General features: G+C 68.9%; 15 protein-coding genes. 10 read left to right on the top strand and 5 right to left on the bottom strand.

The genetic code is table 11. From position 1 onward, the window contains the following. Positions 1-19 precede the first annotated feature (19 nt). Positions 20-2,131: a TPM domain-containing protein gene (locus tag BLT97_RS28365; RefSeq protein ID WP_425442773.1), complete on the bottom strand. Its 2,112-nt coding sequence runs from the start codon at positions 2,129-2,131 to the stop codon at positions 20-22. Between the two features lie 240 nt (positions 2,132-2,371). Here BLT97_RS28365 and BLT97_RS28360 point away from each other — a divergent pair, with 240 nt between their 5' ends. Then, positions 2,372-2,875: a hypothetical protein gene (locus BLT97_RS28360; RefSeq protein WP_093615163.1), complete on the top strand. Its 504-nt coding sequence runs from the start codon at positions 2,372-2,374 to the stop codon at positions 2,873-2,875. A gap of 52 nt (positions 2,876-2,927) precedes the next feature. On the opposite strand, the gene BLT97_RS28355 is transcribed toward BLT97_RS28360, so the two are convergent. From BLT97_RS28355 to BLT97_RS28340, 4 genes are read right to left on the bottom strand one after another with little or no spacing between them, the layout of a single operon-like run. Beyond that, the gene (locus tag BLT97_RS28355; RefSeq protein WP_093615161.1) at positions 2,928-3,716 is read right to left on the bottom strand and encodes a succinate dehydrogenase/fumarate reductase iron-sulfur subunit; all 789 of its coding nucleotides are present in this window, start codon (positions 3,714-3,716) and stop codon (positions 2,928-2,930) included. After that, positions 3,713-5,683 carry a fumarate reductase/succinate dehydrogenase flavoprotein subunit gene (locus BLT97_RS28350; RefSeq protein WP_093615159.1) on the bottom strand — a complete coding sequence of 657 codons (1,971 nt, stop codon included), beginning with the start codon at positions 5,681-5,683 and terminating at the stop codon, positions 3,713-3,715. Before BLT97_RS28350 ends, BLT97_RS28355 begins: the two co-directional genes overlap by 4 nt. Positions 5,684-5,699: 16 nt before the next feature. Continuing rightward, on the bottom strand, positions 5,700-6,524 hold the full coding sequence (locus tag BLT97_RS28345) for a hypothetical protein (RefSeq protein ID WP_093615157.1): 825 nt from the start codon (positions 6,522-6,524) through the stop codon (positions 5,700-5,702). 46 nt (positions 6,525-6,570) lie between these two features. Then, the gene (locus BLT97_RS28340) at positions 6,571-6,858 is read right to left on the bottom strand and encodes a hypothetical protein (protein ID WP_093615155.1); all 288 of its coding nucleotides are present in this window, start codon (positions 6,856-6,858) and stop codon (positions 6,571-6,573) included. Between the two features lie 330 nt (positions 6,859-7,188). Between BLT97_RS28340 and BLT97_RS28335 the strand changes: the two genes are divergently transcribed. From BLT97_RS28335 to BLT97_RS28295, 9 genes are all read left to right on the top strand, one after another. Further along, a complete protein-coding gene (locus BLT97_RS28335; RefSeq protein WP_093615153.1) occupies positions 7,189-9,366 on the top strand; it encodes an ABC transporter family substrate-binding protein in 2,178 nt (725 codons plus the stop codon). A gap of 254 nt (positions 9,367-9,620) precedes the next feature. After that, positions 9,621-10,280, top strand: a complete 660-nt coding sequence (locus BLT97_RS28330) for a hypothetical protein (RefSeq protein ID WP_093615151.1) — start codon at positions 9,621-9,623, stop codon at positions 10,278-10,280. 194 nt (positions 10,281-10,474) lie between these two features. Then, positions 10,475-12,382, top strand: coding sequence for a translational GTPase TypA (gene typA / locus BLT97_RS28325; RefSeq protein WP_093615149.1), 1,908 nt, complete (start codon positions 10,475-10,477; stop codon positions 12,380-12,382). A gap of 486 nt (positions 12,383-12,868) precedes the next feature. Next, positions 12,869-14,494 carry a peptide ABC transporter substrate-binding protein gene (locus tag BLT97_RS28320; protein ID WP_093615147.1) on the top strand — a complete coding sequence of 542 codons (1,626 nt, stop codon included), beginning with the start codon at positions 12,869-12,871 and terminating at the stop codon, positions 14,492-14,494. Positions 14,495-14,635: 141 nt separating this feature from the next. After that, entirely contained in the window at positions 14,636-15,565 is a 930-nt protein-coding gene (locus tag BLT97_RS28315; RefSeq protein ID WP_093615145.1) for an ABC transporter permease, read from the top strand. Further along, on the top strand, positions 15,558-16,514 hold the full coding sequence (locus tag BLT97_RS28310; RefSeq protein ID WP_093615143.1) for an ABC transporter permease: 957 nt from the start codon (positions 15,558-15,560) through the stop codon (positions 16,512-16,514). Before BLT97_RS28315 ends, BLT97_RS28310 begins: the two co-directional genes overlap by 8 nt. Before the next feature lie 11 nt (positions 16,515-16,525). Next, a complete protein-coding gene (locus tag BLT97_RS28305; protein ID WP_093615141.1) occupies positions 16,526-17,584 on the top strand; it encodes an ABC transporter ATP-binding protein in 1,059 nt (352 codons plus the stop codon). Continuing rightward, positions 17,577-18,725 carry an ABC transporter ATP-binding protein gene (locus tag BLT97_RS28300; RefSeq protein WP_093615139.1) on the top strand — a complete coding sequence of 383 codons (1,149 nt, stop codon included), beginning with the start codon at positions 17,577-17,579 and terminating at the stop codon, positions 18,723-18,725. The genes BLT97_RS28305 and BLT97_RS28300 overlap by 8 nt, the downstream gene beginning before the upstream one ends. Before the next feature lie 167 nt (positions 18,726-18,892). After that, on the top strand, positions 18,893-20,515 hold the full coding sequence (locus tag BLT97_RS28295) for a peptide ABC transporter substrate-binding protein (protein ID WP_093615137.1): 1,623 nt from the start codon (positions 18,893-18,895) through the stop codon (positions 20,513-20,515). Positions 20,516-20,529: the final 14 nt, after the last annotated feature.

Genomic DNA, 20,529 nt, shown 5'->3' with positions numbered 1-20,529 from the left:
CCGTACGCCCGAGCCTTGGTCAGAAGCGCCCTCCACCACCCATCCGCCCCCGCGTCCCGCCCCCGCCGAAGCTCCCCGGACCGCCGAAGCCCCCGCCGCCGCGGCCGCCGTACCCGCCCCCGAAGCCGCCGCCCATCCCGCGCCCCAGCCCGCCCAGCACCTCGCCGAGGATGATCCCGCCGAGCACCGCGCCGCCCGTCCCGCCCGAACGGGGACGCCCGCCGAGCTGTCCGCCGTACGGGTCGAAGGAGCGCACGTCGCGCTCGGCCAGCTGCTGCGCCTCGCGCGCCATCGAGTCCGCCTGCTGCGCCCGCGCCAGCGCACCCGAGGCGTCGGTGGCCGCGAGCGCTTCGGCCTGGGCGAGATGCCGCTGGGCCTCCGCGAGCCGGGTCCGTGCCTCGCTGCCCACGCCGCCGCGGTGCGTGGTGATGTAGTCGGCGGCCGCGCTGACCGCGCTGCGCGCCGTGAGCAGCGTCTGGTCGAGCAGCCCGCGCGCCCGCCGGTCGGCCACCTCGCGCTCGCGCGCCCCGGCCAGCGCCTCGTCGAGCGCGGCGTCGGCCTCCTCGATCCGCCGCAGCGCGTCGATCGGGTCGTACCGCCCGCCGGCCGTCGCACCCCGCACGTCCTGGAGCACCGACTCGGCCCGCGCGATCCGCCCCTGGAGGTCGGCCGTCGAGGTCCCGTCCGCCGTGCCCTTGAGCAGCCCGCGCGCATCGGCAAGATCGGTCTCGGTCTCGGTCAGCGCACCGGGCAGCTTGGCCTCCGCCTGGGAGAGCTCGGCCGCGAGCCGCTCCACCCCGTCCACGAGCGTGCTCGCCTGGTCCACGGCGCCTTCGGCGGCCCGCAGATGCACGGCCGCGGGGCCCTTCTCGCCCGCGTCCAGGGACTGGCGGGCCTGGTTGAGGTTCTCGGTGGCGAAGAGCAGCCGCTTCTTGGCCTCCTCGATGTGCCCGCTCACGGGCGCGGCGGCGGAGTCCGCATAGCGCGTCGTGAGCGTCGTGTACGTCCCGCCGGCCGCCGTCGTGCGCGCGCTGACCTCGCGGAACTTCCCCTCGGCCAGCGTCAGCGCCTCCGGTGCGTTCTGCTCCAGGGCGCGCAGCCGGTCGAAGTCGGCAGTCTCGGCGTCGAGCCGCCGGTTCGCCTCGGTGCAGCGCGAGACGATCTCGTTCAGCATCCGCCGCTTGGTCGCGTCGTCCTCGGGGAACGCGTCGTCCAGCTGCTGGCGCAGCTTGAAGGCCGCGGTCAGCTCGCTCTTCGCGTACGTCACCGAGTCCTGGAAGCGCTTGACGGCGTCCTCGCCGAACTGGGCGGCGGCGAAGCCGAGTTCCTCCGTGGAGGTGCGCACGGCGTCATCGGTCTCCACGAGCAGCAGCCGTGCCCGCTTGTCCAGCTCCGGCAGCGGCGTGGGCGCAGGCCCGCCACCGCCCTGCCCCCAGCCCGCCGCACCTCCGGACGCGGCGCCGCCGTTCTTCTTCCGCTTGCTCCGTGCGTACGCGTACGCCGCGAGCGCCCCCGCGCTGCCGACCGCGACCACCGGCAGCACGTAGTCCCCGGTCGCGGGCCCGTGCTCCTCGGCGGCACCCGGGTCCGGGTCGCCCGGTGTGATGGCGGGGGTGGGCACGGGCTGACCTGCGATGACCGCGTTGTAGCCGTCCGCGGCGCCGATCGCGGCCCCCGCCCAGTCGTTCTGCCGCAGCGCCGGCTCGATCGCCTTCGAGGCCACTTCCTGGAGCTGGGCCTCGCTCAGCCTTGAGTCCTGGTCGACCGAGTACGCGTACTGCCGGTCGTGCGTGGCCACCGCGAGCAGGATGTCGTCGAGGCCGAGCCCGTTGCGCTCGGCGGTGCTGTTCGCCCAGCTCTTCGCGCTCTGCCCGGAGAAGTCCCGCACGTACGCGACGAACAGCTGCACCCCGCGGTCGTCGTAGAGCCGGTCGAGCGCCTGGGTCACCTCACCCCCGCGGTCGCCGAGCGCGCCCACCTTGTCGGTGATCTGCCCGTTCCTGGACAGCGTGATCGGGCCCTCGGCCCGTACGGGCCCGGCGAGCAGCAGGGGCAGCGCCACCACGAACAGGGCGGCGAGCAGCGCCCGCGCGGCTATGTGGGGCAGCGAGCGATCGCGGGTTGGCGTCACATACGTGAGCGTATGTCCCGTTATGCGGGGTCGCGACCGGGCCTTGCGTCCGACGGGGGCCGGGCCTCGCGCCCGACAGGGGCCGGGCCTCGCGTCCCACGGGGACCGGGCCTCGCGTCCCACGGGGACCTCGCGTCTGACATACGTGTGACGCGCAGCCATCGCCCGTGTGGCCGGACACGGCGGGTGGCATGGATGGCCGCGACCCCGCCCCCCAGCACCCCGAGGTGTTCTTCCCCCATGGCCCACCGCCACGGCATCCGCGCGGCCGTCGTCGCCGCGTCCTTCCTCGCCCTCGTCCTGCCCGCCTCGCTCGCCCACGCGGACGCGGCCCCGAAGCCCAAGAACTGCAACGCCTATCAGAAGACGGTCAACCGCCACCAGGAGAAGGCCGACGAGCTCGACGCGAAGTTCGCGGCGGAGCAGGCGAAGTCCGACGAGCTGTACGACGTGATGTCCGAGGCCACCGGCGAAGCCGACTGGATCATGGACACGATCGGCGATGTCGAGGAGGAGCTCCACTACGCCGAGCCGGAGAGCGCGGAGTACGCGAAGCTGCTGGAGCAGCGCGAGGACCTGCGCAAGGACCTGGCGAAGGCCCGGGACAAGGAGCGCGCGGCCTACAACGCGTGGCGTGCGTTCGAGCCCGACGAGGAGCTCGCCGCGGACCGCGCGAAGACCCACAAGCTCCTGAGGACCGCGAAGACCCGCCTGGTCAACTGCCAGAACAAGCTGGCCTCCTGACCCGCGACGCATCCGGGCCCCGGTCACTCCGGTGACCGGGGCCCGAGCGCGTTCAGGACTCCGTACGCCGCCGGATCTTGTTCCCCAGCCACACCAACGGGTCGTACTTCCGGTCCACCGCCCGCTCCTTGAGCGGGATCAGCGCATTGTCCGTGATCTTGATGCCCTCGGGGCAGACCTCGGTGCAGCACTTGGTGATGTTGCAGTAGCCGAGCCCGTGCTCGTCCTGCGCGGTCCGCTTGCGGTCGAGCCCCTGCTCGGCGGCCTCGTCGAGCGGATGCATGTCGAGCTCGGCGACCCGCATCAGGAAGCGCGGGCCCGCGAAGGCGCCCTTGTTCTCCTCGTGGTCGCGCACCACATGGCAGGTGTCCTGGCACAGGAAGCACTCGATGCACTTGCGGAACTCCTGCGAGCGGTCCACGTCCTCCTGCATCATCCGGTACTCACCGGGCCCGAGCCCCTGCGGCGGTACGAAGGAGGGGACCTCGCGGGCCTTGGTGTAGTTGAACCCGACGTCCGTCACGAGATCACGCACCACCGGGAACGCCCGCAACGGCGTCACGGTGATGGTCTCCTCGCGCGAGAACGTGGACATCCGCGTCATGCACATCAGCCGCGGCCGCCCGTTGATCTCCGCCGAACAGGACCCGCACTTGCCGGCCTTGCAGTTCCAGCGCACGGCGAGATCGGGCGCCTGCGTGGCCTGGAGCCGGTGGATGATGTCGAGCACGACCTCACCGTCGTTGACCTCGACCTCGAAGTCCTCCAGACCCCCGCCGTCGGTGTCGCCGCGCCAGACCTTGAAGTGGGCTTCGTAAGCGGTGGAAGCAGCCGTGCTCATTCAAAGAGCTCCTCTTCGGCGAGGTACTTGACCAGCTCTTCCTTCTCGAAGAGAGCCAGCAGGTCAGGGCGGATCGGTTCGGTCTCCTTGCGGACGAGGCGGATCTGGCCCCGTACCGGATCCGTGGCCGCCAACCCGCCGGTGGGATCGGCGAGTTGGCACAGCAGATTGACCCGGCGCCAGGCGCGGTCCATACCGGGGAAGTCCTCGCGGGTGTGCCCGCCCCGGGACTCCGTGCGCTCCAGGGCCGAGCGCGCGATGCACTCGCTGACCAGGAGCATGTTCCGCAGGTCGAGCGCGAGATGCCAGCCCGGGTTGAACTGCCGGTGCCCCTCGACCCCGGCCCGCCGCGCCCGCACCCGCAGGTCGGCGAGCTTCTTCAGGGCCTGGGACATCTCCTCCTCGCGGCGGATGATCCCCACGAGGTCGTTCATCGTCTGCTGGAGCTCCTGGTGCAGGGTGTACGGGTTCTCCGCGGGCCGCCCGCCGGCCGGCACCGGACCGCCCTCGACCAGGGACTCGTCCGGTCCCTCGGCCGAGAAGGGCCGCAGCGCCTCGGCGGCCGCGAGGTCGATCTGCGCCTCCTCGACCACCGGCCGGTTCTCCGCCACGGAGGCGGCATACTGCGCCGCGTGCAGCCCGGCGCGGCGGCCGAAGACCAGCAGGTCGGAGAGCGAGTTCCCGCCGAGCCGGTTCGAGCCGTGCATCCCGCCCGCGACCTCACCGGCCGCGTACAGCCCTGGCACCCCGAGCGCGGCCGCGGTGTCGGACTCGACCGCGATGCCGCCCATCACGTAGTGGCAGGTGGGCCCGACCTCCATCGCCTCGGCCGTGATGTCCACGTCCGCCAGCTCCTTGAACTGGTGGTACATGGACGGCAGCCGGCGCCGGATCACATCGGCGGGCATCCGGGAGGACACGTCGAGGAACACGCCGCCGTGCGGCGAGCCGCGCCCCGCCTTCACCTCGGAGTTGATGGCCCGGGCCACCTCGTCGCGCGGCAGCAGCTCGGGCGGGCGGCGGTTGCGGTCCGGGTCCTCGTACCAGCGGTCGCCCTCCTCCTCGGACTCCGCGTACTTCTCCTTGAAGACATCCGGGATGTAGTCGAACATGAACCGCTTGCCCTCGGAGTTCCTGAGCACCCCGCCGTCACCGCGCACGGACTCGGTGACGAGGATCCCCTTCACCGACGGCGGCCAGACCATCCCGGTGGGGTGGAACTGCACGAACTCCATGTTGAGCAGCGGCGCCCCGGCGAGCAGCGCGAGCGCGTGCCCGTCGCCCGTGTACTCCCACGAGTTGGACGTCACTTTGAAGGACTTGCCGATGCCGCCGGTCGCGAGGATCACGGTCGGCGCCTCGATCACGAAGAAGCGCCCGGACTCCCGCTCGTAGCAGAAGACCCCGGCCACCTTCCCGTCCACGTCGTCCTTCAGGATCCGTGTGACCGTGCACTCCTGGAACACCTTCAACCCGGCTTCGTAGTCCCCGAGTTGCTTGAAGTCCTCCTGCTGGAGCGACACGATCTTCTGCTGGAGCGTGCGGATCAGCTCCAGGCCCGTGCGGTCGCCGACGTGCGCGAGCCGCGGGTACTCGTGCCCGCCGAAGTTGCGCTGCGAGATCCGCCCGTCCTTCGTGCGGTCGAAGAGCGCGCCCCAGGTCTCCAGCTCCCAGACCCGGTCCGGCGCCTCCTGCGCGTGCAGCTCGGCCATCCGCCACTGGTTGAGGAACTTGCCCCCGCGCATGGTGTCGCGGAAGTGCACCTGCCAGTTGTCGCCGTCGTTCACATTGCCCATCGAGGCGGCGATCCCGCCCTCGGCCATCACCGTATGGGCCTTGCCGAACAGGGACTTGCAGATCACCGCCGTACGCGCGCCCTGCTCGCGCGCCTCGATCGCCGCCCGCAGACCGGCCCCGCCGGCCCCCACGACGACGACGTCCCACTGCTGCCGCTCCACTGTGGTCATCGCACGCACCCCGCCATCAGAACAACCTCGGATCGTCGAAGACACCGCTGGCGACGAGATAGACGTAGAAGTCCGCCAGCGCCACGCTGATCAACGAGGCCCAGGCGAGCAGCATGTGACGGGCATTCAGCTTCCCGATCCACTGCCACATCCGGTAGCGCACAGGGTGCTTGGAGAAGTGCTTGAGCTTGCCCCCGACGATGTGCCGGCACGAGTGGCAGGACAGGGTGTACGCCCAGATCAGCACGATGTTGACCAGGAAGACGAGCGTGCCGAGACCCATGTGGCCCCACTCGTAGTCCTCGTCGCGGAACGCGAGCACCGTGTCGTACGTGAGGATGCCCGCCACCGGCACCGCCGCGTAGAAGAAGTAGCGGTGCATGTTCTGGAGGATCAGCGGGAAGCGGGTCTCGCCCGTGTACGTCTTGTGCGGCTCGGCCACCGCGCAGGCCGGGGGAGAGGCCCAGAAGCCCCGGTAGTAGGCCTTGCGGTAGTAGTAGCAGGTCAGCCGGAAGCCCAGCGGGAAGATCAGGATGAGCAGCGCGGGCGACAGGCCCCACCAGCTGCCGAAGATCTCCCAGTTCGGGCCGCCCTTCATCGGCGCGCAGTTCTCCGCGAGGCAGGGCGAGTAGAACGGCGAGACGTAGGGCGCCGCGTAGTAGTCCGCGTTGGCGAAGGCCCGCCACGTCGAGTACACGATGAAGGCGAGCAGCCCCGCGAAGGTCACGGCGGGCTGCAGCCACCAGCGGTCGGTCCGCAGATGCGGGGCGGCGATGGCGGCACGGCCCGCGCCGCGCACCCCGCCCTCGCTATGGATTTGGGGGTCTGTACCAGTGGCCAACGGGGTCTCCAGTCGTTACGGCTCTCTTCGGCAGCCGGAACCGGGGTCAGGGAGCGCGGCGGTCGCGGGCGCCCAGGCCCTCGTCGTCGGCATCGGTCCACAGCGAGCTGTCGTAGGGCGCGTCGGGGATGCCGACCATCTCGGGCCGCGCCTTCGGGCGCAGCGTCGGCGCGGCTTCCTTGAGCAGGGCGACGCTGTCGCGCAGGTGGTCGGCGTCCGTACGCACCCGGCGGATGTCCAGGCTCGCCCCGACGTGCTGCTCCAGCCTGCCGACCGAGCGCACCAGATCGTCGAGACAGCGCTGAACGGCCGTCAAATCATCGTGCAGGGACATGAGTTGCCCTCCACTCCGCTTGTCGCGGCGGATCCCAATGGATCGTGCGCCTGCGAGTGTCGCGCGTCACATCCCGGATTGTGAAGGGATCTGCGCGGATTCCCCCGTACGAGGGCGCGAGGGGGCCGAGGAGGGGCGCCCGGGGGCCGGATTGGGCCGCACGGGTGGGGTTGGCGCCGCCCGCCGACGTGTCGGCCGCGCCGCCTCACGGCGATCCCTTTCAGTGGGCACGTATCCGTGTGATCAGCACTCAAATTACCCCGTACGTGAACGATCCCGGCCCCTCACGGGAAGCAGCGGTGGCCGGGCCAGCCCCCGGAGGTTCCAGCCATGCCCCCACGCGATCCCGCCGTTCGCCCCGGCGTCCGCCCCGCAGTGCGGGCGGCTGCCTACCTCGTCGCGGGCGTGCTCGCCCTGCCCTCGCTCGCCGCGTGCGGCTCCTCCGAGGACGCGGCGGCCCCCGCCGCGGGGCAGGACATCGCGGCCGCCGCCCGTGACCTGGTCGCCGACGGGGGCAAGGCGGCCTGGGCCGTGGACGGGCTGCCCGACACCTTCAACTCCTTCCAGGCGGACGCCGGTACGACGACCGCGCGCGTCGCCGGCGCCGTACTGCCGTCGATGTACGAGACCGACGAGCGCGGCCGCCCGGTGCGCAACGCGGACTACCTGGAGAGCGCCGAGATCGTCGAGCGCGAGCCCAAGCAGGTCGTCCTGTACAAGCTGAACCAGCAGGCGGTGTGGAGCGACGGCCGCGAGATCGGCGCCGCCGACTTCGCCGCGCAGTGGCGCGCCCTGTCCGGTGAGGACTCGGCGTTCTGGACGGCGCGCAACGCGGGCTACGACCGCATCGAGAAGATCGAGAAGGGCGCCAACAACCTGGAGGTGCGGGTCACCTTCGCCAAGCCGTACACCGACTGGCGCTCGCTGTTCTCGCCGCTGTACCCGAAGGAGGTCATGGGCACCCCCGACTCCTTCAACGACGGCGCCCGCAAGAAGCTCAAGGTCACGGCCGGTCCGTTCCGTATCTCCGAGATCGACCGCGAGGCCGGCGAGCTCACCCTGACCCGCAACCCGCGCTGGTGGGGCCGGCCCGCGAAGCTGGAGCAGCTCGTCCTCAAGTCGGTGCCGCGCGACGAGCGCGCCGCGGCGCTGGCCGCGGGCCGCGTGGACATCGCCGAGGTCACCCCGGACGACGCCGAGCGGATCGCCCTCGCCGCCCGCGACAAGGGCGCCGGAGGTCCGCTCGCGCACGGCCCGGGCGCCCAGCTGACCCCGGCCAAGGCGCTGCGGTCCTGGGCGATCGCCAACGACCCGGAGAACGAGGAGCGGGCCGAGGCCGAGACCGAGGCCATCGCGAAGACCCACAAGGCGATCAGGAAGTACGCGAAGGAACAGCAGGGCCTGCGCGGCGTCACGGTCCGCAAGTCCCTCGAACCGGCTTACACGCAGCTGGCGTTGAACGGTTCCGGCGGCCCGCTCGCCGACGAGCGCGTACGCCGCGCCGTGGCCCGCGCGCTCGACCGCAAGGAGCTGGCGGGGCTCGTCCTCAAGCCGCTCGGCCTGCCGGCGGAGCCCGTCGGCAGCCACATCGCGCTGGCCGGCCAGGAGGCGTACTCCGACAACAGCGGCGCGCTCGGCGACCAGGACACCGCCGAGGCGCGCGCGCTGCTCGCGGACGCGGGCTGGGTTGCCGGCGGCCCGGTCAAGACCGCGGGCAGCAAGGGCGAGAAGGCGAAGAAGAAGTCCTCCGGGTCCGACGAGGACGGCACGTACATCGTCGGCCAGGAGGACGGCAAGCCGCGCGCCGACGAGCGCTTCGAGGTGCGCGCCGACAACCAGCCCGAGGCGCAGGCCAAGCGCGAGGAGGAGCGCACCAAGAAGGAGGCGCACCGCGGCGGCGCCCAGGGTGCGTACGCGCCCAAGGGCACCGCGGCCCCGAAGCCGGTGGGCGGGCCGCTGGCCAAGGACGGCCAGGCGCTCACCCTGAAGTTCGTCCTGCCGTCCGGGCCGGGCTCGGAGCCGCTGCGCGCGGTGGGCGAGCGGATCCAGCGCATGCTCCAGAAGATCGGCATCCGCACCGAGATCACCAAGGTCCCCGACGACAGCTACTTCAAGGACCACATCGCGTCCGGCCAGTACGACATGGCGCTGTACTCCTGGCCCGGCTCGGCCTACCCGGCCACCGACGCCCGGCCGATCTTCGCCAAGCCGGAGCCGGCCGCCGACGGTTCGCTGAACGTCGAGCAGAACTACACGCGGGTCGGCACCGACCACATCGACCAGCTTTTCGACCAGGCGCTCGCCGAGCTCGACGAGGGCAAGGCGCGCGACCTGGTCAAGAAGGCCGACGCCCGGATCTGGGCCGCGGCCGGCTCGATCCCGCTCTACCAGCGCCCGGAGCTGGTGGCGGTCCGCCAGGGCCTCGCGAACACCGGCGCCTTCGGCTTCGAGTCGCCCTCGTACGAGGACATCGGCTTCCTGAAGTCGGCGGGGGTCCCGAAGGAGTGAGCCTCGCGTGAGCCTGGTGTGAAGGTGAAGATCACCTAGCTCAGAAGTACCTCAAGTCCCTTGCTCGCCGGTTCCGCCGGCGGGCAAGGTTCGTTTCGACTCATTGACCCGTGTCATTCCTGCGCCCTCCCACACCCTCGGCGCGCTCTCTTTCCTCAGAAGTTGATCAAATCTGGCATACGCCGCCTGTGCACAGGCCAGAATCCTCGCGACCGGTGTGCGACCAGACACCGTGTGTATACGGGGGTACGTCCATGAAGCGCTTCATTCCGATCGGTGCCGCGCTGCTCACGCTCGGCGCGGGTGCGACGGCCTGCACCGGGGACTCCGGCACGGACCGGGCCGACAAGCCGGCGCACTCGAAGTCCGCGGCACCCGAGAAGCGCTGCGAGGGCGGCACGTACACGTGGTCCGACGTCCGCGAGCGTGATGTGCTGACCGGCGTCGCCGAGGTGCAGGAGATCGGGCCCGAGGGCGGGAAGCTCACGCAACCGGTGAAGGTGGTGCGCCGCCCGAAGACCGACGTGACCGCAGAGCGGCCCGTGATCGACGGCCGCGCCGCCCTCTTCTCGTTGGCCCGGAAGGTGGGTCAGGCCGAGGCGGAGGACCGGCCGCAGGATCTGGCCTTCACCGACGTGGGTCGCGCACCCGCCGATGTGGACAGCAACGTCACGTCCGTGGACGGCCCCGGGGACCTGGTCGTGTACACGAGCACACGGATCGTCGAGGGCGACTTCCGGCATGTCTGCCGCTCCGGGGACGCACCGACCACCGGTCACGCGACCAGCTGGTCGGTCGACGGGGTGGGCGTCCTGGACTGCGGCGAGGCGGTGGACGGCCGCGTCGCACGCGAGGCCGCCCGGGCTTCCTGCCCGCCGGGCTCCGCGGCCGTCGAGGAGCCCGAGGACGCGTAGCCGGTCGCGGGCACCGTAAAGCCGCAGGTCAGCGCAGCTCACGGCACCCGCGCAGGCCGCCCCCCGCCGCTCAACGTAGGATGGGGTAAGGCCGTGGCGTGTCCAGCCCGGCGCGGCACAGGCGTACATCGGCGTACCGATGCGATACGCGCAGCCGCTCGCTAGTTCCATCTGTCCCGGGAGAAGCACCGCACGTGCCCACGCGCCACGACATCCGAAACGTCGCCATCGTCGCCCACGTCGACCACGGCAAGACGACCATCGTCGACGCCATGCTCAAGCAGGCCGGCTCCTTCGCCGCGCACGCCGCCGAGTCCCTCGACGACCGCATGATGGACTCGAACGACCTGGAGCGTGAGAAGGGCATCACGATCCTGGCCAAGAACACGGCCGTCAAGTACCACCCCAAGGATGGCGGCGACGTCATCACCATCAACATCATCGACACCCCCGGCCACGCCGACTTCGGTGGTGAGGTCGAGCGCGGTCTGTCGATGGTCGACGCGGTGGTCCTGCTCGTGGACGCCTCCGAGGGCCCGCTCCCGCAGACCCGCTTCGTGCTGCGCAAGGCGCTCCAGCAGCGGCTGCCCGTGATCCTCTGCATCAACAAGACGGACCGCCCGGACTCCCGGATCGACGAGGTCGTCAACGAGACGTACGACCTCTTCCTCGACCTGGACGCCGACGAGGACCAGATCGAGTTCCCGATCGTCTACGCCTGCGGCCGTGACGGCATCGCCTCGCTGACCAAGCCGGAGGACGGCACCGTCCCGGCCGACAGCGACAGCCTCGAGCCGTTCTTCTCGACGATCCTGGAGCACGTCCCGGCTCCGGAGTACGACGAGAGCGCCCCGCTCCAGGCGCACGTCACCAACCTCGACGCCGACAACTTCCTCGGCCGTATCGCGCTGCTCCGCGTCGAGCAGGGCGAGCTGCGCAAGGGCCAGACCGTGGCGTGGATCAAGCGCGACGGCACGGTCCAGAACGTGCGCATCACCGAGCTGATGATGACCGAGGCGCTCACCCGCAAGCCGGCCGAGATGGCGGGCCCGGGCGACATCTGCGCCGTCGCCGGTATCCCCGACATCATGATCGGCGAGACCCTGGCCGACCCGGAGAACCCGATCGCGCTGCCGCTGATCACGGTGGACGAGCCGGCGATCTCGATGACCATCGGCACCAACACCTCCCCGCTGGTCGGCCGCGGCGGTACGGGCAAGGGCGCGGACGCCAAGTCCGCGGTCAAGGACCGCAAGGTCACCGCCCGCCAGGTCAAGGACCGCCTCGACCGCGAGCTGATCGGTAACGTCAGCCTCCGCGTCCTGGACACCGACCGCCCGGACGCCTGGGAGGTGCAGGGCCGCGGTGAGCTGGCGCTCGCCATCCTGGTCGAGCAGATGCGCCGCGAGGGCTTCGAGCTGACCATCGGCAAGCCGCAGGTGGTCACGCAGGTGATCGACGGCAAGGTGCACGAGCCGGTCGAGCGCATGACGATCGACGTGCCCGAGGAGCACATGGGTGCCGTCACGCAGCTCATGGGTGTCCGCAAGGGCCGTATGGACAACATGTCCAACCACGGGTCGGGCTGGGTCCGCCTGGAGTTCGTCGTCCCGTCGCGCGGCCTCATCGGCTTCCGTACGGAGTTCCTGACGCAGACCCGCGGCACCGGTATCGCGCACTCCATCCACGAGGGCATGGAGCCGTGGTTCGGCACCCTGGCGACCCGTAACAACGGTTCGCTCGTGGCCGACCGCGCCGGCGCCGTGACCGCGTTCGCGATGACCAACCTCCAGGAGCGCGGCGTCCTGTTCACCGAGCCCGGCACCGAGGTGTACGAGGGCATGATCGTGGGCGAGAACTCGCGCGCCGACGACATGGACGTGAACATCACCAAGGAGAAGAAGCTCACCAACATGCGCTCGGCCTCGGCCGACTCCTTCGAGGCGATCGTCCCGCCGCGCAAGCTCTCCCTGGAGCAGTCCCTGGAGTTCTGCCGCGACGACGAGTGCGTCGAGGTCACCCCGGAGGCCGTCCGCATCCGCAAGGTGGTCCTGGACAAGACGGCACGCGCCCGCACGGCCTCGCGCGCCAAGCACGCCTGAGGCGTCCGCCACAGCTGATCCAAGGCTGATCCAAGGCTGGCCGAACCGGCCCGGCTCCGCGCCCTGTTGGGCGTAGAGTCGGGCCGTTCGCGTCCCCGGGCACGCTCGCCACTCTCCGTGCGGCACCCGACGCTACGCGTGTCGACCCGCAACTGGTTTTCCCGGCCGACCTGTCCGGAATCCGGACGCTCCTGACCGATAGATGTGTAACGAGTCCGTTTCGCGAGCATCTATCTCGGATCGGTTTGTCCGTATTTCGGAAGAAGTAGGCGACAGGTGTGATCGAACCGAGACCAAAAGAGTGTGGTCGGCTCGTAGCCCATGGCTAATAGTTGAGCGCGTAGAGCTCGGGTCAATGGGTCACGCGCTGTGGGGAGCGCCGACTCACGAGCACACTGGGGTACTTGGTCTCCGCCGTCAGGGGTGTCGGCGGGATCTCGCGTACCCCCTCTTGTAGTGAACAAGTGGACTCATGAGGAGGAACCCATGCGTGGTGCCAAGAGCGCCAAGTGGGTCGCGATAGCCACCGCGGTGGCGCTGGGTGCGACCGCCTGTGGCGGTGGCAGCGATGAAGGCGACAGCAAGGACAAGGGCAGCGCCGCCGGCAAGCCCGCGGGCTACGTCTCCATCGACGTCGGCGAGCCCCAGAAGCCGCTGATCCCGGCCGACACCAACGAGTCCAACGGCTCGTATGTCATCCAGTCCCTGTTCACGCAGCTGCTGGACTTCGACGCGGACGGCAACATCGTCTACACGAACGCCGAGTCGGTCGACACCAAGGACTCGAAGACCTGGACGGTCAAGCTCAAGAAGGGCTGGAAGTTCCACAACGGCGAGGACGTCACGGCGAAGTCGTACGTCGACGCGTGGAACTGGTACGCCAACATCAAGAACAACCAGCAGAACGCCTTCTGGTTCCAGGACATCAAGGGCTACGACGATGTCCACCCGGAGAAGGGTGACCCGAAGGCCGAGGCCATGTCCGGCCTCAAGGTCGTCGACGACCACACCTTCACCATCGAGCTGAAGAACGCCGTGCCGTACTTCAACTACAAGCTCGGTTACGCCACGTGGGCCCCGCTGCCCAAGGTCTTCTACGACGACCCGAAGGCGTTCGGCCAGAAGCCGATCGGCAACGGTCCGTACACCTTCGAGAAGTGGACCCACAAGAAGCTCATCCAGGTCAAGGCCTGGGACGAGTACCAGGGTCCGAACAAGGCGCAGAACAAGGGCGTCCAGTTCAAGCACTACAACACCGTCGAGGCCGCCTACAAGGAGGTCCTCTCCGGCAACCTGGACATGATCCGCCAGGTCGGCCCGACGGACCTGCCGAAGTACAAGCAGGACCTCGGTGACCGCGCCATCGAGCAGCCCTACGCGGCCATCCAGACGCTGACCCCGGCGTTCTACTCGAAGACGTTCAAGGACATCGACCCCAAGGTTCTCCAGGGTCTGTCCATGGCGATCGACCGCGAGACGATCACCAAGACCGTCCTGAACAACACCCGTACGCCGGCCGTCGGCTTCGTGCCGCCGGGCGTCAAGGGCAACCAGGACCTGGGCACGGACGTGTTCAAGTACGACCCGAAGAAGGCCAAGCAGCTCGTCGAAGAGGGCGGCGGCGTTCCGGGCAACAAGTTCACCATCCAGTACAACGCCGATGGTGGACACAAGGAGTGGGTGACCGCGGTCTGCGAGTCGATCCGCAACGCGACCGGCGTCGAGTGCACCGGCGACCCGAAGCCTGACTTCGCCACGGACCTCGAGGCCCGTGACAACGACCAGGTGAAGGGCATGTACCGCGGTGGCTGGGTCGCCGACTACCCGGTCAACGCCAACTTCATGAAGGAGCTGTACCACACCACCGCCGAGGCCAACAACGGCCGCTTCTCCAACAAGGAGATCGACGAGGCGATGAACAAGGCCGACCAGGCCAAGTCCCTCGACGAGTCGGTGAAGGCCTTCCAGGAGGTCGAGAAGAAGCTGGTCGAGCACATGCCGGCCATCCCGCTCTGGTACTACCGCATCAACGGTGGTCACAGCGAGGCTGTCGACAACGTCAAGGTCGACTTCCACGGTGACCTCGAGGTGTGGGGCGTCACCACCAAGTAACAGAGCCTTAGGGCCTCTTCCCACTCGGCCGTAAACCCGCCGCAACTCAGGTGGCGGTGGGGGTTGTGCGGGGCCGCTTCGCCCGATTCGATTCGGGGGAGGCGGCCCCCACAGCTGCAGTAACCCCTCACGGAGGCACCAATGGGGCGCTATGTCGCACGACGACTGCTCCAGATGATCCCAGTGTTCATCGGGTCAACACTGATCATCTTCCTCATGATGTACGCCCTGCCCGGTGACCCTGTCCGGGCCATGATGGGTGACCAGGCGTACGACCCGTCGGTGGTCGCGAGCAAGAGAAAAGAGCTCGGCCTCGACCTGCCGATCCTGCAGCAGTACTGGAACTACCTTTCCGGGCTGGTGCAGGGCGACTTCGGGACCCAGATCGCCAGCCAGCAGCCCATCGCGGATGTCATCGCACGCGTCTTCCCGGTGACGATCCGGCTGACGATCTTCGCGTTCGCCTTTGTCTCGATCGTCGGTATCGGCCTCGGCATCATCGCCGGTCTGCGCCCCGACACGCTCCGGGACCGCGGTCTGCTCACGCTGACCCTGATCCTCGTGTCCATGCCTTCCTTCGTGCTGGGCTTCCTTCTGCAGTGGCTGCTCGCGTTCCAGTGGCCGATCGTCAAGCCGACGGTCCAGGACGACACGGACATCACTCAACTTCTGCTGCCGGCCATCGTGTTGGCATCCCTGTCCCTCGCATACGTGGCCCGGTTGACCCGCACGTCGATCGCGGAGAACCTGCGCGCGGACTACATGCGCACCGCCGTGGCCAAGGGTCTGCCCCGCCGCCGCATCATCGGTGTGCACCTCATGCGCAACTCGCTGATCCCCGTGGTCACCTTCCTCGGCATCGAGATCGGCAACCTCATGACCGGTGCCATCGTGACCGAGGGCATCTTCAACGTGGGCGGCGTCGGTAACGAGATCTACCAGGCGCTCATCCGCCGCGAGGGCGCCACGGTCGTGGGCATCGCCTCGCTGATGGTGCTCATCTACCTCGCCGCCAGCTTGATCGTCGACCTGCTTTACGCGGTCCTGGACCCGAGGATCCGGTATGCCTGACAAGACCGCCGAAAAGGTCACGACCGCGACGGGCGAGCCGATCCCGGCCGCCGCAGTCGCCACGGACGCCGGTCCCGCTCCGGCCAAGGCGCGCAGCCTGTGGTCCGACGCCTGGCACGACCTGCGCCGTCAGCCGCTGTTCATCATCTCGTCGGTGCTGATCCTGCTGCTCCTGGTCATAGCCATCTGGCCGGGGCTCTTCACCAGCGCCTCGCCGCGCCAGGCCGACCTGGCCAAGCACTACCTGCAGAAGCCGCAGTGGGGACACTTCTTCTCCCCGGAGTGGCTGGGCTACGACGGCCAGGGACGCTCGATCTACGCACGTGTCATCTACGGCGCCCGCGCCTCGATCACCGTCGGTGTCGGCGTGACCCTGTGCGTCACCGTGCTCGGCACGTTCATCGGCATGATCGCCGGTTACTTCGGCGGCTGGATCGACTCGATCCTGTCGCGCGTGACCGACGTCTTCCTCGGTATCCCGTTCCTGCTGGGCGCCCTGGTCGTCCTGAACACCTTCGAGAAGCGCTCGGTGTGGGTCGTGATCCTGGCTCTGGCGTTCCTGGGCTGGACCCAGATCGCCCGTGTCGCCCGCGGTGCGGTGATCACGATCAAGCAGGCCGACTACGTGATGGCGGCGAAGGCGCTGGGCGCCTCGACGACGCGGATCCTGTTCCGGCACATCCTGCCGAACGCGCTCGCGCCCATCATCGTCGTCGCGACCATCGCGCTCGGTGGCTATATCGCCGCCGAGGCCACCCTGTCCTTCCTGGGCATCGGCCTGACCGAACCCACGATCTCCTGGGGTGGCGACGTCTCCGCCGGACGTGAGCAGCTGCGCAACGCGCCCTTCACCCTGATCGTCCCGTCCGTCATGGTCTCGGTCACGGTGCTCTCGTTCCTCATGTTCGGCGATGCGGTCCGCAACGCCCTCGACCCCAAGCTGCGCTGAGGGAGGCGTACGTGACCACCATCGACAAGACGTCAAGCGTCCCGGCCCCCCGCGGCTCGGACGACTTCGGCGGCCCCCTGCTCGAAGTCCGCGACCTGCACGTGGAGTTCCACACCCGCGACGGCGTCGCCAAGGCCGTCAACGGTGTGAACTACACCGTCAGCGCCGGCGAGACCCTCGCGGTCCTCGGTGAATCGGGCTCCGGCAAGTCCGTGACCGCCCAGGCGATCATGGGCATCCTCGACATGCCGCCCGGCCGTATCCCCAAGGGAGAGATCTTCTTCCGCGGCGAGGACATGCTCAAGATGTCCGCCGACGAGCGGCGCAAGATCCGCGGCCGGAAGATCGCGATGATCTTCCAGGACGCGCTCTCCTCGCTCAACCCGGTGCTCTCCGTGGGCTACCAGCTCGGCGAGATGTTCCGTGTGCACCAGGGCCTCTCCAAGAAGGAGGCCAAGGCCAAGGCCATCGAGCTGATGGACAAGGTCAAGATCCCCGCCGCCAAGGCGCGGGTCGACGACTACCCCCACCAGTTCTCCGGCGGTATGCGCCAGCGCATCATGATCGCCATGGCCCTGGCTCTGGAGCCGGACCTGATCATCGCGGACGAGCCCACCACGGCGCTCGACGTGACGGTCCAGGCCCAGGTCATGGACCTGCTCGCGGAGCTGCAGCGCGAGTACAACATGGGTCTGATCCTGATCACCCACGACCTCGGCGTCGTCGCCGACGTCGCGGACAAGATCGCCGTGATGTACGCGGGCCGCATCGTCGAGACCGCGCCCGTGCACGAGCTGTACAAGCGCCCGGCCCACCCGTACACCAAGGGTCTGCTCGACTCGATCCCGCGCCTGGACCAGAAGGGCCAGGAGCTGTACGCGATCAAGGGTCTGCCGCCCAACCTGACCCGCATCCCGAGCGGCTGCGCCTTCAACCCGCGCTGCCCGATGGCCCAGGACATCTGCCGTACGGACATCCCGGCACTGTTCCCGGTCACCGAGCGGGACGGCGGCGAGCTGCCCGGCCGCGGCAGCGCGTGCCACTTCTGGAAGGAGACGATCCATGGCTGAGCTGAGCAAGAGCAACGAGCCGGCGGACGCCACCCCGAACGTCTCCGAGGTCGAGACGGTGGACGCCGCCACCGAGTCGGAGGCGGTCGCCGCCATCGAGGCGCCGGTCGAGCGCGGTGAGCCGATCCTGCAGGTGCGCAACCTGGTCAAGCACTTCCCGCTGACCCAGGGCATCCTCTTCAAGAAGCAGATCGGCGCGGTCAAGGCCGTCGACGGTGTCAGCTTCGACCTGCACCAGGGCGAGACCCTCGGCATCGTGGGCGAGTCCGGCTGCGGCAAGTCCACCGTCGCCAAGCTGCTCATGACCCTGGAGACCGCCACCGCAGGTGAGGTCTTCTACAAGGGCCAGGACATCACCAAGCTCTCGGGGCGCGCACTCAAGGCGGTGCGCCGCAACATCCAGATGGTGTTCCAGGACCCGTACACCTCGCTGAACCCGCGTATGACGGTCGGCGACATCATCGGCGAGCCCTTCGACATCCACCCCGAGGTGGCCCCGAAGGGCGACCGGCGGCGCAAGGTCCAGGAGCTCCTGGACGTCGTGGGTCTCAACCCCGAGTACATCAACCGCTACCCGCACCAGTTCTCCGGCGGCCAGCGCCAGCGCATCGGCATCGCCCGCGGCCTCGCGCTCAACCCGGAGATCATCATCTGCGACGAGCCGGTCTCCGCGCTCGACGTGTCGGTGCAGGCGCAGGTCATCAACCTGATGGAGAAGCTGCAGGACGAGTTCAACCTTTCCTACATCTTCATCGCGCACGACCTGTCCATCGTGCGGCACATCTCCGACCGCGTCGGCGTGATGTACCTGGGTGCGATGGCCGAGATCGGCACGGACACGCAGATCTACGACCACCCGACCCACCCGTACACGCAGGCGCTGCTCTCCGCGGTGCCGGTGCCGGACCCGGAGTCCCGCGAGGGCCGCGAGCGCATCATCCTCACCGGCGACGTGCCCTCGCCGGCCAACCCGCCGTCGGGCTGCCGCTTCCGCACCCGCTGCTGGAAGGCGCAGGACCGCTGCGCCGAGGAGGTCCCGCTGCTGGCGATCCCCGAGCGGTTCGTCGGCAAGGACACCCCGGCCGCACACGAGTCGGCCTGCCACTTCGCCGAGGAGAAGGACGTCGTGCACGCGGCGTGAGTTCTTCTCGTACGACACCGGGAACCCCCGGATGCCCTGAGTGGGCGTCCGGGGGTTCCCGCGTTCCGGTGGGAGTGCACCCGGAAAGCCGCCTCCGACGTGCGAAAGGTACCCATTTGGGGTGTATTGGGCCGTAACTGAGTTCAGGCCTGTTAAGGAGGCACTCCATGCGTGGAGCCACACACGCCAAGTGGGCCGCGTGCGCGGTGACCGTAGCCCTCGCGGCGACCGCCTGCGGTGGCGGCGGCAGCGGCGGCAGCGGTGACGGCTCCGGGATCGTCAGGTCCTCGTGGGGTGACCCGCAGAACCCGGTCGAGCCGGCCAACACCAACGAGGTCCAGGGCGGCAAGGTCCTCGACATGCTCTTCCGGGGTCTGAAGAAGTACGACCCGAAGACCGGCGAGGCCAAGGACCTGATCGCCGAGAAGATCGAGACCACCGACTCGCAGAACTTCACGGTCACGCTCAAGGACGGCTGGACCTTCAGCAACGGCGAGAAGGTCACCGCGAAGTCCTTCGTCGACGCCTGGAACTACGGCGCGCACGTGGACAACAAGCAGAACAACGCGCCGTTCTTCTCGGACATCAAGGGCTACGAGGACGTCCACCCCGAGTCGGGTTCCGCCAAGGCCAAGACGATGTCCGGCCTGGTCGTGAAGGACGACAAGACCTTCACGGTCGCGCTCAAGGAGAAGTTCTCCACCTGGCCCGAGACCCTCGGCTACCAGGCCTACGCGCCGCTGCCCAAGGTGTTCTTCGACGACCACGCCGGCTGGCTGTCCAAGCCGATCGGCAACGGCCCGTACACCGTCGAGTCCTACGCCAAGGGCTCCGAGATGAAGCTGCGCGCCTGGGACGGCTACAAGGGCGAGGACAAGGCGCAGAACGGCGGCGTGGACCTCAAGGTCTACACGGACAACAACACCGCCTACACGGACCTGATGGCCGGCAACCTCGACCTCGTCGACGACGTCCCGGCCCAGCAGCTCAAGAACGTCAAGAACGACCTGGGCGACCGCTACATCAACCAGCCCGCGCTGATCATCCAGACCCTCGTCTTCCCGATGTACGACAAGAACTGGTCGAAGGCCGGCATGGAGAAGGTCCGCCGCGGCCTGTCCATGGCGATCAACCGGGACGAGATCACCAAGGAGATCTTCCAGGAGACCCGCACGCCCGCCGTGGACTGGACCTCCCCCGCCCTGGGCGAGAAGGGCGGCTACAAGGACATGTGCGGCGACGCCTGCACGTACGACCCCGAGCAGGCGAAGAAGCTGGTCGCCGAGGGCGGCGGACTGCCCGGCGGCAAGGTCCAGATCACCTCGAACGTGGACACCGGCTCGCACCGCGTGTGGATGGACGCGGTCTGCAACTCCATCAACAACGCGCTCGGCAAGGGCACCTGCACGGTCAACCCGGTCGGCACCTTCGCGGACTTCAAGAACCAGCTCGGCGCCTACAAGTTCACCGGCCCCTTCCGCTCGGGCTGGCAGGCGGACTACCCGCTGATCCAGAATTTCCTCGAGCCGCTGTACTACAAGAACGGCTCGTCGAACTACGGCAAGTTCGACAACAAGGCCTTCAACGACCTGGTGGACAAGGCGAACGCCGAGACCGACCGGGCCAAGGCGACCACCGACTTCCAGAACGCCCAGAAGATCCTCGCCGAGCAGATGCCCGCGATCCCGCTCTGGTACCAGAACGGCTCGGCCGGCTACTCGGAGAACGTCTCCGACGTCACCCTCAACCAGTTCAGCGTCCCGGTCTACGACCAGATCAAGGTCAACTGACCCGACTCCCCGCA

This window comes from Streptomyces indicus (assembly GCF_900100315.1).
In the GTDB taxonomy this organism is placed as follows: domain Bacteria; phylum Actinomycetota; class Actinomycetes; order Streptomycetales; family Streptomycetaceae; genus Streptomyces; species Streptomyces indicus.
The sequence above is the reverse complement of the archived record's forward strand: the minus strand, read 5'-3'. Positions and strand labels throughout refer to the sequence as shown.